The 14412-nt window shown below is 48.6% G+C and carries 17 protein-coding genes and 1 pseudogene; 2 read left to right on the forward strand and 16 right to left on the reverse strand.

What is annotated here, in order from left to right:
• Positions 1-206: 206 nt before the first annotated feature.
• From PCH01S_RS10370 to PCH01S_RS10390, 5 genes are all read right to left on the reverse strand, one after another.
• Positions 207-1064 (reverse strand): SDR family oxidoreductase, encoded by an 858-nt coding sequence (locus PCH01S_RS10370; protein ID WP_042229067.1) that lies wholly within the window; start codon positions 1062-1064, stop codon positions 207-209.
• 75 nt (positions 1065-1139) lie between these two features.
• The gene (locus tag PCH01S_RS10375; RefSeq protein WP_042229068.1) at positions 1140-1937 is read right to left on the reverse strand and encodes an inositol monophosphatase family protein; all 798 of its coding nucleotides are present in this window, start codon (positions 1935-1937) and stop codon (positions 1140-1142) included.
• 75 nt (positions 1938-2012) lie between these two features.
• Positions 2013-2549: a GNAT family N-acetyltransferase gene (locus tag PCH01S_RS10380; RefSeq protein WP_042229069.1), complete on the reverse strand. Its 537-nt coding sequence runs from the start codon at positions 2547-2549 to the stop codon at positions 2013-2015.
• A 6-nt stretch (positions 2550-2555) separates the two neighbouring features.
• Complete coding sequence (locus PCH01S_RS31320; protein WP_241688818.1) at positions 2556-2873, reverse strand: hypothetical protein; 318 nt, start codon at positions 2871-2873, stop codon at positions 2556-2558.
• A 510-nt stretch (positions 2874-3383) separates the two neighbouring features.
• Complete coding sequence (locus PCH01S_RS10390; protein WP_042229071.1) at positions 3384-3872, reverse strand: DinB family protein; 489 nt, start codon at positions 3870-3872, stop codon at positions 3384-3386.
• A 247-nt stretch (positions 3873-4119) separates the two neighbouring features.
• Between PCH01S_RS10390 and PCH01S_RS10395 the strand changes: the two genes are divergently transcribed.
• Positions 4120-5097, forward strand: coding sequence for an aldo/keto reductase (locus PCH01S_RS10395; RefSeq protein ID WP_042229072.1), 978 nt, complete (start codon positions 4120-4122; stop codon positions 5095-5097).
• Positions 5098-5381: 284 nt separating this feature from the next.
• On the opposite strand, the gene PCH01S_RS30375 is transcribed toward PCH01S_RS10395, so the two are convergent.
• Positions 5382-5612: a hypothetical protein gene (locus PCH01S_RS30375; protein WP_241688817.1), complete on the reverse strand. Its 231-nt coding sequence runs from the start codon at positions 5610-5612 to the stop codon at positions 5382-5384.
• Between the two features lie 293 nt (positions 5613-5905).
• Here PCH01S_RS30375 and PCH01S_RS10405 point away from each other — a divergent pair, with 293 nt between their 5' ends.
• The gene (locus tag PCH01S_RS10405; protein ID WP_042229073.1) at positions 5906-7588 is read left to right on the forward strand and encodes a fibronectin type III domain-containing protein; all 1683 of its coding nucleotides are present in this window, start codon (positions 5906-5908) and stop codon (positions 7586-7588) included.
• 174 nt (positions 7589-7762) lie between these two features.
• On the opposite strand, the gene PCH01S_RS10410 is transcribed toward PCH01S_RS10405, so the two are convergent.
• The 10 genes and pseudogenes from PCH01S_RS10410 to PCH01S_RS10460 form a co-directional block, all read right to left on the reverse strand.
• The gene (locus PCH01S_RS10410) at positions 7763-7963 is read right to left on the reverse strand and encodes a hypothetical protein (protein WP_042229075.1); all 201 of its coding nucleotides are present in this window, start codon (positions 7961-7963) and stop codon (positions 7763-7765) included.
• Between the two features lie 12 nt (positions 7964-7975).
• A complete protein-coding gene (locus tag PCH01S_RS10415; RefSeq protein ID WP_042229076.1) occupies positions 7976-8200 on the reverse strand; it encodes an aspartyl-phosphate phosphatase Spo0E family protein in 225 nt (74 codons plus the stop codon).
• A gap of 329 nt (positions 8201-8529) precedes the next feature.
• Complete coding sequence (locus tag PCH01S_RS10420; RefSeq protein ID WP_407670210.1) at positions 8530-9891, reverse strand: helix-turn-helix domain-containing protein; 1362 nt, start codon at positions 9889-9891, stop codon at positions 8530-8532.
• A gap of 238 nt (positions 9892-10129) precedes the next feature.
• A pseudogene (locus PCH01S_RS10425) lies at positions 10130-10330 on the reverse strand (DUF1805 domain-containing protein); the annotation flags it as partial.
• 65 nt (positions 10331-10395) lie between these two features.
• On the reverse strand, positions 10396-11508 hold the full coding sequence (locus PCH01S_RS10430; RefSeq protein ID WP_042229080.1) for a tyrosine-type recombinase/integrase: 1113 nt from the start codon (positions 11506-11508) through the stop codon (positions 10396-10398).
• Positions 11509-11594: 86 nt separating this feature from the next.
• Positions 11595-11777, reverse strand: a complete 183-nt coding sequence (locus tag PCH01S_RS10435) for a hypothetical protein (protein WP_009671540.1) — start codon at positions 11775-11777, stop codon at positions 11595-11597.
• 93 nt (positions 11778-11870) lie between these two features.
• The gene (locus PCH01S_RS10440) at positions 11871-12083 is read right to left on the reverse strand and encodes a hypothetical protein (RefSeq protein ID WP_042229083.1); all 213 of its coding nucleotides are present in this window, start codon (positions 12081-12083) and stop codon (positions 11871-11873) included.
• A gap of 22 nt (positions 12084-12105) precedes the next feature.
• On the reverse strand, positions 12106-12888 hold the full coding sequence (locus PCH01S_RS29700) for a phage antirepressor KilAC domain-containing protein (protein ID WP_084706571.1): 783 nt from the start codon (positions 12886-12888) through the stop codon (positions 12106-12108).
• Positions 12889-13068: 180 nt separating this feature from the next.
• A complete protein-coding gene (locus tag PCH01S_RS29270) occupies positions 13069-13689 on the reverse strand; it encodes a hypothetical protein (protein ID WP_053228691.1) in 621 nt (206 codons plus the stop codon).
• A 4-nt stretch (positions 13690-13693) separates the two neighbouring features.
• Complete coding sequence (locus PCH01S_RS10460; protein ID WP_042229084.1) at positions 13694-14410, reverse strand: M15 family metallopeptidase; 717 nt, start codon at positions 14408-14410, stop codon at positions 13694-13696.
• Positions 14411-14412 lie beyond the last annotated feature (2 nt).

The following is a 14412-nucleotide window of genomic DNA, read 5'->3' on the forward strand; positions in this document are numbered from 1 at the left end:
ATTCTAATCACGACAATCCGCAAGACGATGCCCGGCCTCGGCTTTCGTCCACGCAAAAAAAACGGCTCCGGAAGCATCCGCCCCTGGCCGCTTAATCAAACCGGTTCTATTGAATAGGACCCGTCATCGCTTTACCGCCGCTAACTTGCTTTATGTTTTAACATGCTGTAACTTGCGTTAACCCGATTAATCCGTTTGCATCCGCATCACTCCGTTTCCGAAGGCTGGAGCCCCACTTCCCCCGCGCTCCAATCCCAGAACTTCGCGGCGAGTTCCTTGTCTTTAGCCCGTGCGGACACCGGCGCAATCTTCTTCCGGTAAAAATATTCGCCCGTGGCGCACGACACGTTACCACTGGTAGCCAGGTAAACCGCCGTTTCCGCCCCTTGGGCGGGTGTCAGGAAGAACGGCCGCAGCATAGCGAGCACCGATTTGCCGAAGCCCGTATTCCGGTCCACGCCGATCTGGGTGCCGACGGCTCCCGGGTGCAGGGCGTTCACCGTAACGGCGGTCCCTTTCAACCGGACGGCGAGCTCCTTGGTGAACAAAATGTTCGCCAGCTTGGACTGCGCGTATCCGGTCCATGCCGTATACCCCTTCGTCAGATGCGGGTCTTCCCAGCGGATTTTGCCGATTTTGTGCGCACCGGAGGAGACGACGACGATCCGGCCCTGCTCTGCCCGCTTCAGCGGCCCCAGCAGCAGATTCGTCAGCAGAAAATGGCCCAGATGGTTGACGCCCATCATAACTTCGAAGCCGTCGGAAGTAGTCTCTCTCTTGAGCGATACGACGCCGGCATTGTTGATCAACACGTCCAGATGATCGTAGCGGCTCTTGAAATCCGCGGCAAAAGACCGGATGCTCCGTAGCGAACCGAGGTCGCACTGCATCAGCTCGATCTCTCCGGAGCCGCTGGACGCTATCGCTTCCCGGAGAGCGCTCTGCCCCCGCTCTTCGCTGCGGCACACCATAACGACCTTCGCCCCTTGCCGGGCCAAGGCAATCGTTGTGGCGAGACCCATGCCGGAGTTGGCCCCGGTTACCATCATGATTTTATGCTCCATCTGCAGCCCGCCTTCGCTTGGTTTTTGGGGAGGATCGTGTACAGCCGGACCGCCGGCTGCGGATGTTTGAAGCGATCAGCCCATCCCTTCGGCCACCGTTTTCAAAAAATGCTCCTTATGAGCCGGGTGGCAGGCAATGAGATAAGGCTCCGGACTCATTCCTCTGAACGGCTTGCCTTCATAATCCATAACGAGTCCGCCCGCTTCCTGTACCATCAGGATACCCGAATACAGATCGGTTCCCTCCGAATTGTAGAGAACGATGCCGTCCAGGTCTCCCTTGGCGAGCATGCACCACTGGAGAGTCGGCGCCCACACCCTCATCATCCGCTTGAACCGGACGTCCAGATGATGGCGGAGCTTAACGGCACGCGCCTCGTTCTGGACCTTGTGCCCCTGTATCCAGCCGATCGTGCCGCGCTGAATAGACGGGCACGGTTTGGTCTGAACGCGGATATTGTTGCAGAAGGCCCCCTTGTCCGCCGCGCTGACGAAAAGCCTGTCCACCATCGGTTCGTAGATTACGGCCAGCACGGGATTTCCCTGGTGCATGAGCGTGATGGACGTGGCGAAAAGCGGAAGCCCTATCGCGTAATTGTTCGTCCCGTCCAGCGGGTCCACGATCCACATCCAGTCGCTCTGCCTCCCGTTGTGCCCGATCTCCTCGCTGTCCACGCAGTGATCGGGAAAGCTTTTTGCGATGTGGGTCAAAATAATTTCCTCCGCGAGGTGATCCACCTCCGTTACGACGTCGCCGAAATCGTCCTTCTCCAGGATGCTGTTGATATTCTCAAACCGGTTCTTCGCTTCTTGCCCGGCTTGCAAAGCGGCTTGGATGGCCACCTTCTTCGCTGCGCGCAGGATGTCTTCCACTGCCTTCTCCCCCTCTGCTCTATCTGTCCGCCTATCTGACCAGGCTTGTATGCCGGCGTCTGTAGTCCGGTGTTTTTACCGGCTGCTTCCGTGCCATTCGCTCTCCAAAATGCCCATTTCAATCAAATTCCAGTAGGTGTCTCCCATTCGTTTGGAGTCCCGAATGAGGCCTTCTCTCACAAAGCCTTCCTTCTCGTAGCAGCGGATTGCCGCTTCGTTAAAGTCGAAAACGCCGAGCGTCATTTTATGCAGACGGAGTTCTTCAAATCCGATCCGGAGCGCCTCGCGGATCATCGCTTGCCCGGTTCCTCGGCCCCGCCGGGCCGTATGGCCCACAAGCACTTTGCCGATCCTTGCGGAGCGGTTATGCCGGTCGATATTTTCGATCGAAAGATGCCCTATCGTCAGGTCGGTCTCCGAATCGATCACCTTATAAACGAGCCGGCCGGATTGTTCGGGATCGTTGGCCCCTTCCATGTAAGCCTCCAGCTGCGATGAGGTTAGAGGGTACTTAAACTGGGGCCCCGCCCATTGAAGCAGAAAAGCCTCGTCTCCGCTCCATTCGATAAGCTGGTCGAAATCCTCTTCTCCGAAATACGCGAACCGGATCATTTCAGATCACATTCCTTCCCATCTGATTATGGCTAGATATAAACCGGCGGTCAGAAGAGCGCACGGCACGATAAGCATAGGCTGTCTGTTCTCCAGACACGTCAGCAGGCCGAAAACAAAGGTAAATATCGCCAGCAGCACACTAAAAGCAAACAAGGCCATCATGACCAGAAAGCCCGTCATTTCATCGCCGAACGGCAGATGCACCGCGACGAGAGCCCCGTATTCCAACCCGACCGTAAGCAGCAGAAGCAGACTGTAATAGCGCCAGGTAAGCAGCCGTCTCCCTCCGTTCACGGGTTCCGTCACCTTTTGGATTCGCATGGCAAGCTCCTCTTCCCATGATTTGTAAGTCGATCCTTCTGTTAGAGTAGCATCCCTGGTCTCATTTGAAAATGCTTTTTGAAAAAGAAAATTTTCGTTAAAAGAAAGTAAACAGAAAAAGTCATTTTCCAATTTCTTACGTATTTTCCGGCAAAACGAATGGTTCATGAACGGCTCCTTAGCAGATCAATCCGGTGCGGAAATACAAAGAACGCGTGCATGTCATGCACACGTTCTTTGTATTTCACCCCTGGGCATCTCCCCGCGTGCAGTCTGGTATCGCATGCACGGGGCAGCCGCGCGGGTATAAACGGACGGGCCCTGCTGGTCCGACACTCGTGACGTTCAGAAATCGGCAGCCTGCGGATCATGATTCCGTACGTTCTCCACCCAAAAAGAAAACACCAAGCGAAATTCACTTGATGTTCTCCTATAGAAGCTATGTACGCCGCCTCCGGCAAAACTCTGCAGGTCCCGCTCGGGGCTTGCTCACGGCTAGCTTTGGGCCGATTATTTGCCGATCTGCTCGCGTTCTTCCTTGCTCGGGCCGTAAACGCCCGGCACAACCAAGCCGGCCTGGCGCATAAGGACCGTCATTTGGCCCCGGTGATGAGCCTGGTGCTGAATAACGAAGCGCATGATGCCATGAATCGTGGTTTCCCTGCCGAACACGGTAATGCTTTGCTTCAGCGTCTCGTCTGTCCACTGCTCACCCGCCGCCCGAAGCAGGTTCGAGCTTATCTGCTCGTAGACATCGGCGATTTCTTTGGCGGACTCGGGAACTCCCGCGCCTCGCTCCGGTCCCTCGAACTTCAGGCCTGCCGCCGAAAAAAGGCCGTAAATGGCTTGAGACAGATGCCATCCAAGCTCTCCAAGGGAGAAGTGGTCCAACGCGACGCTCTGGTCGAGCGACTCGTCCGTCAACGTATTTAAAATTTTTCCCGTCAACGAAGCCTCTTGCTTCCATTCCTGTTGAAACTCGTTCAGACTTACGAACATACTTGTCAGCCTCCTTTAAGGAACTAATCTCTTTACCAGTATAATACAAAAAGGTCCTCCTTCACCAATGACACCGCTCCGTACGCCGTCGAGCTGCGCGAGGCATGAAAGGAAAAGAAGAGAAAGGAACCTTCCGGTAAATTCCCCCGGTCTTCCTTTTGGTTTTTTTGGCACTCTCCGCCGGATTCGGTATAATGAACAATGTACATACGTCTGCCGCATAGCGCCTACAACAGGAGGAATGATGATGAACATACTACCGTTAAAAAAACGCGGTCTGAACACGAGCCGTCTCGTACTGGGCTGCATGCCTTTCGGCGGAGGCTGGAATTCCGATCCGGTGACCAAAGAAGATGAAACGCAGGCGCAGAAAGCCGTCGAAGCCGCTCTTTCCATCGGAATCTCCATGTTCGACCATGCCGATATCTATACAAGAGGAAAAGCGGAAGAAACCTTCGGCCGCATTCTCAAAAACAAGCCGGGTCTGCGCGAGGAGATGGTGATCCAGTCCAAATGCGGCATCCGCTTCGCCGAGGGGGATGTACCCGGGCGTTACGACTTCTCCAAAGCCTATATCGGCGAAGCCGTCGACGGAATTCTCCGCCGTCTGGGCACTGAATATCTCGACGTCCTCCTGCTGCACAGACCCGATCCGCTGATGGAGCCGGAAGAAGTCGCGGAAGCGTTCGGCCGTCTTAAAGCCGCCGGAAAAGTCCGTTATTTCGGGGTGTCCAACATGAGCGCCGCCCAAATCCGTTTCCTTCAGCGTGCGCTGCCCGACCAGCTTGCCGTCAACCAGTTGGAGATGAGTCTGGCGCGCCACGACTGGCTCGACCAGGGGGTTCACGTGAACCAGAAGGCCGGCACTTCGGTGAACTTCTCCGAGGGTCTGCTGGAATACTGCCAGATGGAGAACATCCAGATCCAGGCGTGGGGCCCGCTGGCCCAGGGAAAATTCTCCGGCAACCTCGGAGAATCGGAGCCGGAGCACATCCGCAAGACGGCGGAGCTCGTCGGCAAGCTTGCGGATGAGAAAGAGACCACGCGCGAGGCTATCGTACTCGGCTGGCTCATGCGGCATCCGGCCATGATCCAGCCGGTGATCGGTACGGCCAACGCGGAGCGCATCGCCGCCTGCAAGGACGCCGAGCGCCAGGCGGAACTCATGACCCGCGAAGAGTGGTATTCGCTTTACGTCAGCGCCAGAGGCAGCTTCCTGCCTTAAGCGCATCGGCAACCTCCGGTCTGCTTCGGCAGCTCCGGAGGTTTTTTTATGGATACCGAAGGACCTCCAACTCAGCCCTGCCCATTAATGAAATGAGCAATTCCAACAACAATTAGCACCGCCATAATTAGTAGGAAGCACTTTACCATTAGTCTAACCATAAGAATTCCTCCATCCCCGCTGTCGGCTATTCCCCGGCATTCCAGATTCCCGGCGAACAAGCCGGACCTATTTCTGTGTCGCTTCGTCAGCCTTAATCATCTGCCGCATACCGGCTTCGCCTTTTAAAACTTCCCCTTTTTTTTGAGATAAGCCTGAAGTCCCTGAAGGATGCCGATCGCCGCGCAAACGAGCAAACACACAAGTAGAATAATCCATACAACCTGAGCAGCCTGCCAATCCGAAAGGCCCACGGACCGCACCAAATAAACGCTCATATAACCTCTAATCAAATAGATCAAACCCGCAAGAAAGAGAAGCTCCGTCATCCGGTAAATGATTTTCCCTCTAGTCAATTTATCCGCCCCTGCCTCTCCCCTCGATAATGCGCACGAAGTCGGCTCTCAGATCGGCATAAACTCCGCTGCTAACCACCGTCTTAACCCGTCTTTATATAAGGGATATTTTACCATGAAAATAGACTTTATCGAAATTCCCCCCTGCATGATAGGTTTTTATCCTTATTCGGGACGAGCCGACATGGGATAATAAAAGTGCGATTGAAACCGCTTACAAAAAAAGGAGGCCTATCCAACCGCTTACCGGCAGAACCCGCACTTATCTCAATTCAAAAGGAGCGTACCGATTGATGACTTCTTACACAACTCCCCGAAAAAAAATGAAAATGATTCACCTCGCCCTCGCCTTCACGCTTGGCCTCGGCGTAGTGCCTGCTCTGGCTTCCAGCCAGGCTAATGCGGCCGGTACGGCTGCGGCGGCATGCCAAGACCCCGCCTGGAACTCTACAACCGCCTACACGGCCGGCAAAAGGGTCTCCTACTCCGGCAAGACCTTCGAAGCCAAATGGTGGACGCAGGGGGAACAGCCCAACACGGCGAACACCTGGGGCGCCTGGAAGTATGTGAGCGACTGCGGCTCAACCGGCGGCGGAACGACAGACACGCAGGCGCCATCCGTTCCTTCCGGGCTGAAGGCAACCGCCTCCACGAGCACAAGCGTCTCCCTGTCATGGGTAGCCTCGACGGACAACGTCGGCGTCTCTGGCTATGACGTCTACCAGGGAACGGCTCTTGCCGCCAGCGTCACGGGAACGACAGCTCTCGTTACCGGCCTTACCGCCTCGACGGCCTACAGCTTCACCGTGAAGGCCAAGGACGCAGCCGGCAACGTTTCGGCCGCAAGCGCTCCGGTCAGCGTGACGACACCGGCAGGCGGAACCACGCCTTCCCCGGACCGCAGGTACGTCGCCTATGCCAGTACTTGGAACACCAGCATCTACGATCTGAAGCTGGAGAACATCCCGAATTACGTCACGGATATCAACCTGTCTTTCGCCAGACCGGATACGAAGTATGTCAAAGGTTCCTACGCCTTCGATCAGGAAGTTGCGGGCTTTGAGTTTGTCGAGGGCGCCTCTACGGGCCGCGGTCAGCTGAAGTTCACGCCGCAGCAGTCCCAGGATCTGCGCAGCAACATCGCCGCACTGAATGCGCGCGGAACGGACACGTGGCTCTCCGTGGGCGGCTGGTCTTACAGCCAAGGCACCCAGTGGGGGAATTTCAACGCGCCGCATGTCGTCGACCTGGCGCTGGATCTCGGCGCTTCCGGCGTGGATATCGACTGGGAGTCGAGCGGCAGCAACTGCAACAAAGCCGCAGCCGAATCGTTCAGTTGTTCCAAAGACGCCGAAATCGCAAACATCATCAACAGCCTGTACAACGAAATCAAGGCACGGGGCGCGAAGCTGAAAATTTCCATCGCCGGCTGGTCCACAGGAGCCTACTACGTGAAAGGCTCGCCGTTCGAAGAAGGCAAAGTCCAGTACGGCTCGCCGTTCGGCGGCACGATGTACCGCGTCGTGAAAGATCACGGCAGCAAAATCGACATGATCAACCTCATGTCCTACGACGGCGGCGTCTATTACGACCCTCGCGAAGGCTACGAATCGTACCGCGCCATCTACGGCGGGACCATCAACATGGGCCTGCAGATTGCGCCCGAAGGCTCCGGCGGTGCCGTGCTGAAACTGAATGCCGCACCGGGAACCGTCTACGATGCCGAGATGCTGAACGGCCAGAACAACGTCGCCTCCGCTTACTACAATGTGGAGACGCTTGTCAAATACGTCAAAAACAAAGGCAAGTCGTTTGACGGCTTCATGCTCTGGCAGCTGTGGAAGCAGCGCGTTCATCTGCCGGTCCCTTCGGACGGCGCCACCGAGAACAGCGCGGGCCAGTATGTGTGCCGCAACCTGCCTCTGGCAGGCGACTGCAGCCAGACCATTCCGACGCTGCCGAAGTTGACTCCGTAAACGGAAGCGGCCTAACGGCACCTTGCAAGAAGCGGTTACCCTTGCGTCTTTCGCGCAGCGGTAACCGCTTTTTTTGGGGGGCTGCGATCTAACGCAAATAAGCGCTCGAACAAGATCGAAGCGCACACAAAAGCTCTTAGTTATCCGAGCTGCTTTTGAGCGGTTTTCTATCCGTTAAAGCCGCCCTCTTTCATTTTTGCGATGCTCGTGTTCAGGCAGTTCTTCCCGCTTCGGGTCAACTTCATCACGTGTTCGCTTGCTTTTTTTACCGTCCAGATGTAAGACCATAAACATGCCGCTTATAAGCACCCACATCAAAAACATCACAATAAGGAGCTGATCGGAATTGAACAATTGAATGATCGAATTAGGCATACGGGTATTCTCCTAATTTATGAATTCAGCGGATCCGGTTACGGAAGAAAGGCTTAGATGAATAACACCCGGATACCTTTGCTCTTTGAGCTTACATTTCTCCCGCTGATAGGTATTCAAAACACGGTCTAATTCTTGAGATTTAGTTAAAACCCTGGAATCGGAAAATCCATATTCCCCTGCGAGCCGCATCATTTCTCTACGGATTTCTTCAATATGCTGATGAATGTCGTCCATCCTCATACTCTCCTATAGGTCATATGTAAAACTTGTACTTAACCTCTCTTCTTGTCATATTTTACATCCTTCTGTTAAATTATAGCATTTCGTCCGAATGACATTACTCTTAGACGCCTTCTCCCCCGAATAAAAAAGACACTCCCGGAAAAAACGGGAATGTCTTTACTGCCGCTATCCTGTTCATTCGGCGGGTTAATTGCCCCAGCCATGCCCCAATTGTACGATCTTATGTACTTGCGTCTGCGGTTGAGCTGAAAATCCCGTACTTGGCGCCAAAACAGCAATTGCCACACTCGACAGCACGAGCAAAACCGATAGTTTTCTTTTCATCCTAATCGCACCTCATTCACTAAATGTTTGAATTCATTCTTCTCTTCAACGCCCGCCAAATGCCTAAATCTTTCAAAAAGCGCCATGCATTGAATAATATTTCTCTCACTATTTATTCTAACAGAAAATTCCAATCCGTGCAGTACAAACTTTATCCCTTTTCTACGATTTTGAGTCAAATGATAGGCCGCCAAATCGCTCAAAAACTGGGCGTATCGCTCCTTCATAACGGGCTTGTTGTATTCGCCGAATTCAGATTGATAGGTTTGATAGGGAAGATGAGAAGAAAAGCGGTCCAGAATATCGTCGATCTCATATCCGTACCGATTGGCTATTTGTACGATTTTGCAGAGTGCCGTGAAAATATCGTCCTTGCGGGACGCGATACAGTTGATGTATTCGGGCAGAACCACTAGGTCTCCCGACATGATGCGGTACAAATAAGTATTCGCTACCGCCCATTCTCTAAACTGTTCGACAATACGTCTCTCTTCATCCGATTGTTCCCGTACCCAGTCCGGTTTCGCGTACAAGGAAACGTAATACAGCGCCTGATCGAATTTGCCGCGTTCCTCGCATACGACCGAACGAATCAGCAGGGCCTGGAGGATATAATAGCAAAGCGGACGTTTGGGCTGCTTGATAGTCTCCCTGCCGGGTTCCGAAGCCGGCTCAAGCCGGTACTGAATCGTCGCAATCCGGTGCAGCTCTTTGGCTAGTGTATCGACTTTCTCCCATTCGTGCAGAGTCCCGAACACATAAGCCAATTGATTAAGCGCATCCAACTGATCCGATACGTCTAACCGGGGCACATAGCTTTCGAATAAGGTCGCCGCCCGTAAATTAGCTTTTAAATCATCTCCTATGGCAAGGGTAAACAACCGGTACTGACAAAGGGCCAGTCTTTCGGAATGCTGATACTTTTCACTCTCCGCAATGCACTCATACAAAAGTACGGCGGCCTCTCTTCTTCCTTCCGAATGAAATTGTTCGGCCGTCTCAAATAACAAAGGAAGATACGAGAGATTTTCCAGCATCAGCCGTACCACGCGCAGCAGGAGATCCAGTTTGCCCAGCTCCGCACAGCGGTGTATGAGCGGCCCCAATCTGCGCCAATCCGGATTCGAATGAAAAAAACATTCTTCAATGTACACGTCATAGAAATGGCCTTCGTGAAGCCCCATTCCGGCGGTCATTCGATCCAGCTGCTGCATGGCGATCGGACGATTCCCGTGCAAAATAATGCTTAACGTTCCGGAGTTGATTCCGGATATTTCCGCAAATTGATTAATCGTCATCTGCCGGCGATCTAGATAGTTCTTCAATTGTGTGCGAATCGAAGTTATTTTGGGCCCCAAACCATCACCACTTTCTGAAAACCACCGAATCCCGCAGGTTTCCCTCTCACAAAATAAATCTATTAGGACATCGGTCAATAAAAGAATTGGAGAGAACGTATTTTCCATTACATGGGAATTATACCTCAAATGATCTTTTGGGACAATTAGATGAAGGATAGCGTCACGTTTTTCCGCGTAAAAAAAAGGCGGGCGTCTGCACAGCGGCAGCACCCGCATCCGAGGCTTTCCGATTTTTCTACATCATTTTACGTATGGCGTCACGGCCGGTCATACCCGCGAAGATCCCTATCTCCTCGGCCGTATGCGTAACGGATTCCAGCGGAGCGTCGAGCAGCTCGCCGATGGTTTTCACACCCGTGGCACGGGCGGCGATAATCTGGCGGTCGCTCAGCCGTTCGTTCAGCAGAGCGACATCAAGTGCTCCGCGATGGATGTAATCGGCCTCAAACCCTTGATAAATCTAGGCCTTTCTAACCATATCAGTTAAAAGTCACAACGTGGTCACATCACCATGATCTCATCAATCGTATCCGCGACCTCTTGCTGCATACTTGGAATCACATGACTGTAAGTATCAAGGGTTACTCCAATTTTAGAATGTCCCAGTCTTTCGGAAATCAATTTCACATTTACGTTTTGCTCAATCAGCATTGTTGCATGAGTGTGACGCATAGAGTGAAACGTAATATGAGGAAGTCCCGCTCTCTTTACATCGGCAGTATAAACTTTAGTTAAATTTGATGGAAAAACTGTTTTACCATTAGACAAATTGAAAATAACCAGATCCATATCAATAAATTTCTCACCAAGTTTTTGCTTCAGTTCATCGTATTTTTCATACTGTTTCTTCAAAATCGTTATAAGCAAATTCGGCATAGCAATTGTTCTAATTCCCGCAGCAGTTTTTGCACCACTTTTGATGGTCTTCCCATAATGAGTTAACGTTTGATTGATAGAAATAATTCGTCTTTCAAAATCGATGTCTCTCCATCTTAGTCCAAGGATTTCTCCTTGCCTCATTCCCGTCAACAATGCTAATGCATACACACAATGAAATCTTCTGTCCTCTGTTGCTTTTAAAAACTGGATCGCTTGCTTGGCCGTCCATATTTCCTTTGCCTTTTTAACTACTCTAGGTAGTGTTACCTGCCTCATATAGTTCTCGCGAATCAATTTATACTGTACAGCTTTATCAAGAGCCTTTTTCAGCATCGTTACAACTCTGTCTATCGTATTTCTTGCATAACCTTTCTCATGCATTTCATTAACAAATTCCTGACAAACAATATGGTCTAATTTTTGAAGTCTCAATTTTCCAATGCGAGGCATTATGTGATTCTTTAAATAAAGTTTGTTGTTATACATGGTCGTTTCGTCAATTTCTAATTTTCTAACTGTATCAATCCAATTCTGTACAAAGGCCCCTACGGTTGTCTTGTCTGTACATACAAACTTTTCCTCTAAGACTTCATTTTGTAGAGCAATCATAGCTTTACTTGCTTGTTTTCTGGTCTGGAAACCTCTTCTTCTGACCTGTTTGCGAACACCTTTGACATAGTAATCAAAGACAAATTCCCAAGTTTCTGTCTTAGGATTTTTTTTAGGCTCTGGCATTCAAATACCTCCGTATACCTTGTAAGTAAAACGGAGTCAAAACGTGACAATTTTAGTTTATCACACCCAGACTCCGCAATATATTTTTATTGATCGCCTTTAAGCCACTTTTCAAAAACATCTTCGTGTACAAATCTTTTTTCATTAATTCGGAATACATGTAGTTCGTCAGATGCTAAAATTCGCGCAGCCATGTTCCTACCGATTTGTAATCTTTCCATAATGTCTTTGATTCCTAAAATTACTTTTTTCTCATTTTTTCTAATCATATATGATCACCTCAAGAAAAATTTATTCATGAACGATTTGTCCTATTCAACACATCAATTAGTATTAATTATTTATTATTAATTACTTTTATTTTATTTATATCTACTTTTGTTAGGGCCTATATTTAAGTTATTCATTATCAGTTTTTCTACAGTTTCAGCAATGTCATTTTTCCCCGAAACAAATTTAACCAACTTCTTTTTGTCTCTCCTGCACTCCAATGCCAATTGCTTCAACTCTTCCGAATGCAAATCAGACTCGTTTAGCCAAACAGCCACTATTTTATCGGATACCTCAATTCTCATTTAATATCCTCCACTTTACTTGTTATGCAGTCTCTTCTTGTATGTATGCACTTATAAATTTGTTCAGAAAATCAAAGCCCGAATGTGTAGCATAAGCAACTGAATGCCAAACCATCTTACTGTCTTTATTTGGTACTTGCTCTCTAACAATAGAGAAGTATCCCTTATTTGCATATTTGGCTGTAGGAATATGCACATTCGGCTTCTTCTGTTTCATCAAGATTCCTTCTGTGCGGAGGATAGCGTAAAAAGTCTTTAGTCCAATTTTTAAATGTTTCGCTACTTCGTTCAACTGGATTAGTCCATCTGAATTCAAGAACTCATCATATTTTTCTGCTTTTGGTTGAGCAATTTCAAGTTGAAATTGAACTTCAGCAGCTAACCTTAAGGCTTCTGCATAAGTATCTGGGATGTGGTATTCTGTCTTTTTATAAATGAAAGCCTGAGCAAGCACGTCTTTTGCCTTTAACTGATATTCGATTAGTTTAGTAACAAGTTCAGGGTTTCTAGATAACATCGACGGAGTAATTGATATCTTGGCTAGCCATAAAGGTAAATAATCAATATCAATAATCAATGTTTCTCTAACCTGTCCGTCAAATTTGACGGGCAGCTTTTTACAACCTCTTTTCAACAAAACATCGTCTTGAAGGTTTTTCACTTGTCTATCACGCTGGCCTTCGCTAAGACCAATACCGTTACATATAAAAGAAACACCAACCCAAATTTTTTTATCCTCGGATTGAACACATAATAATTTGGTGCCATGAAATTCAATTTCTCTAACATTGGTTTTTTCGGTCATTTAATCATCCTTTTTTTATTTGTTTTGTTGTCTCCGCATGTTGCTATCTCCATGAATCTATAATATAGCACATTTTAATTTATTGCAACCTTTTATTTTAATAATAGAGAAAAAAATAGGGCAATCCTCAACTTTCGTTAAAAAACGATTGTTAAAGACTACCCTATAGTTTCCTTTATATCACTTACTAATAGTAAGCAAGTATTCACTCATACCTTTTATGAATTCACTCTTAATGTATCCACGTTGAATAAAAGCCGATACTGCTTCTCCTACGAATTTGCTTATATCGTATTTTTGAGTTCTAGACGAGTGTATTTTAACTCCAATCGTCTTACAGTCGTCTCTGTTTATTCCTGATTTCCCACTACTCTTTGACCAGCTTATGAAATCATTTATATGTACGAAAAACGTTTCATCCGGATATGATTTAGTTTTTGTTTTTCTTTCTCTAAAATTGAATATGAATCCAGGTATCAATCCATCTTTAGTTGCAAATTTCATAAGCGATTTAACCTGATGAGCCTTAATCATTACCTGTGTAGTTTTGTTTTGGGGTTTCTCTTCTGGTCTTTCAGGATTAAAGCTTATCGAACTCCCTTTGGTGCTTTTCAATTCTACTAGCCATAGAAAGGGGGCAGCATATTGAATCCCATCACATGGGTTTTCAGGTGTAAAAGTAGCTCCAGAACCCCTTAACCATTTAGCGCTATCTTTAAGTCTTAGAAAAAAGTAATTGGTGCGATTTACTGCACTTTCATAATTCTTTTCAAATTTCTTGCCTTCATTTATCTTCTTCAATTTTTTACATCCCCGCGGACTCAGCTTCTACACTTAGACAATCCTTTTTAGCTGCAATTACCGCATTCAGGAATGCTAACTCGCCAGCATTTAATTGCTTACATCTGATCTTATCAATCCATTTCCAATCTGTAATTTCACCTTTGTTATATCGTTGACTCCATATACCGTTTAGCATTTTCCATTCATAATCATTCAATGGCAATGGCATATTATCTTCATCCTCCTTGATGCTCTCCTTTACAATAGGCGGTCTTTTACCTGATTGAAAATCCTTAATCGTAAGACCAAAGGTCATTTCAAAATGTGGAGAATCCTTAAAATTAATCCAGTCTCCACCCCAAAGGAATCCAAGCTTTTTAGCTTCCTCAACAACCTCAAGCCAATCACACTGACGATCTCCGTCCCCATCTCTTTGCATATCCCAGGACACATTCTTACCATCTGGTAATAACAATGCAAAATCAATAGCTACACCATAATTATGAAAACTCTCACCGGCTTTGGCATTTGTTACAACAGGCTTCTTGTCGCCAAATCTCCCCTGTGCATATAAGGCGTTCTGTTCTGCAAATGTCCTAAGTCCTTGTGTAATTACAATTGGAACTCCTCTTTTATAACTGTTTATGATTAGCTTTTCCGCAGCAATTTTAACTGTTGGATGAAGATCGCTTAGACGTTTTGATGATTTACTTAAGATAAATTCAAGTTGTAAGCCCATTT

The sequence above is a fragment of the Paenibacillus chitinolyticus NBRC 15660 genome (assembly GCF_000739915.1).
In the GTDB taxonomy this organism is placed as follows: Bacteria; Bacillota; Bacilli; order Paenibacillales; family NBRC-103111; genus Paenibacillus_F; species Paenibacillus_F chitinolyticus.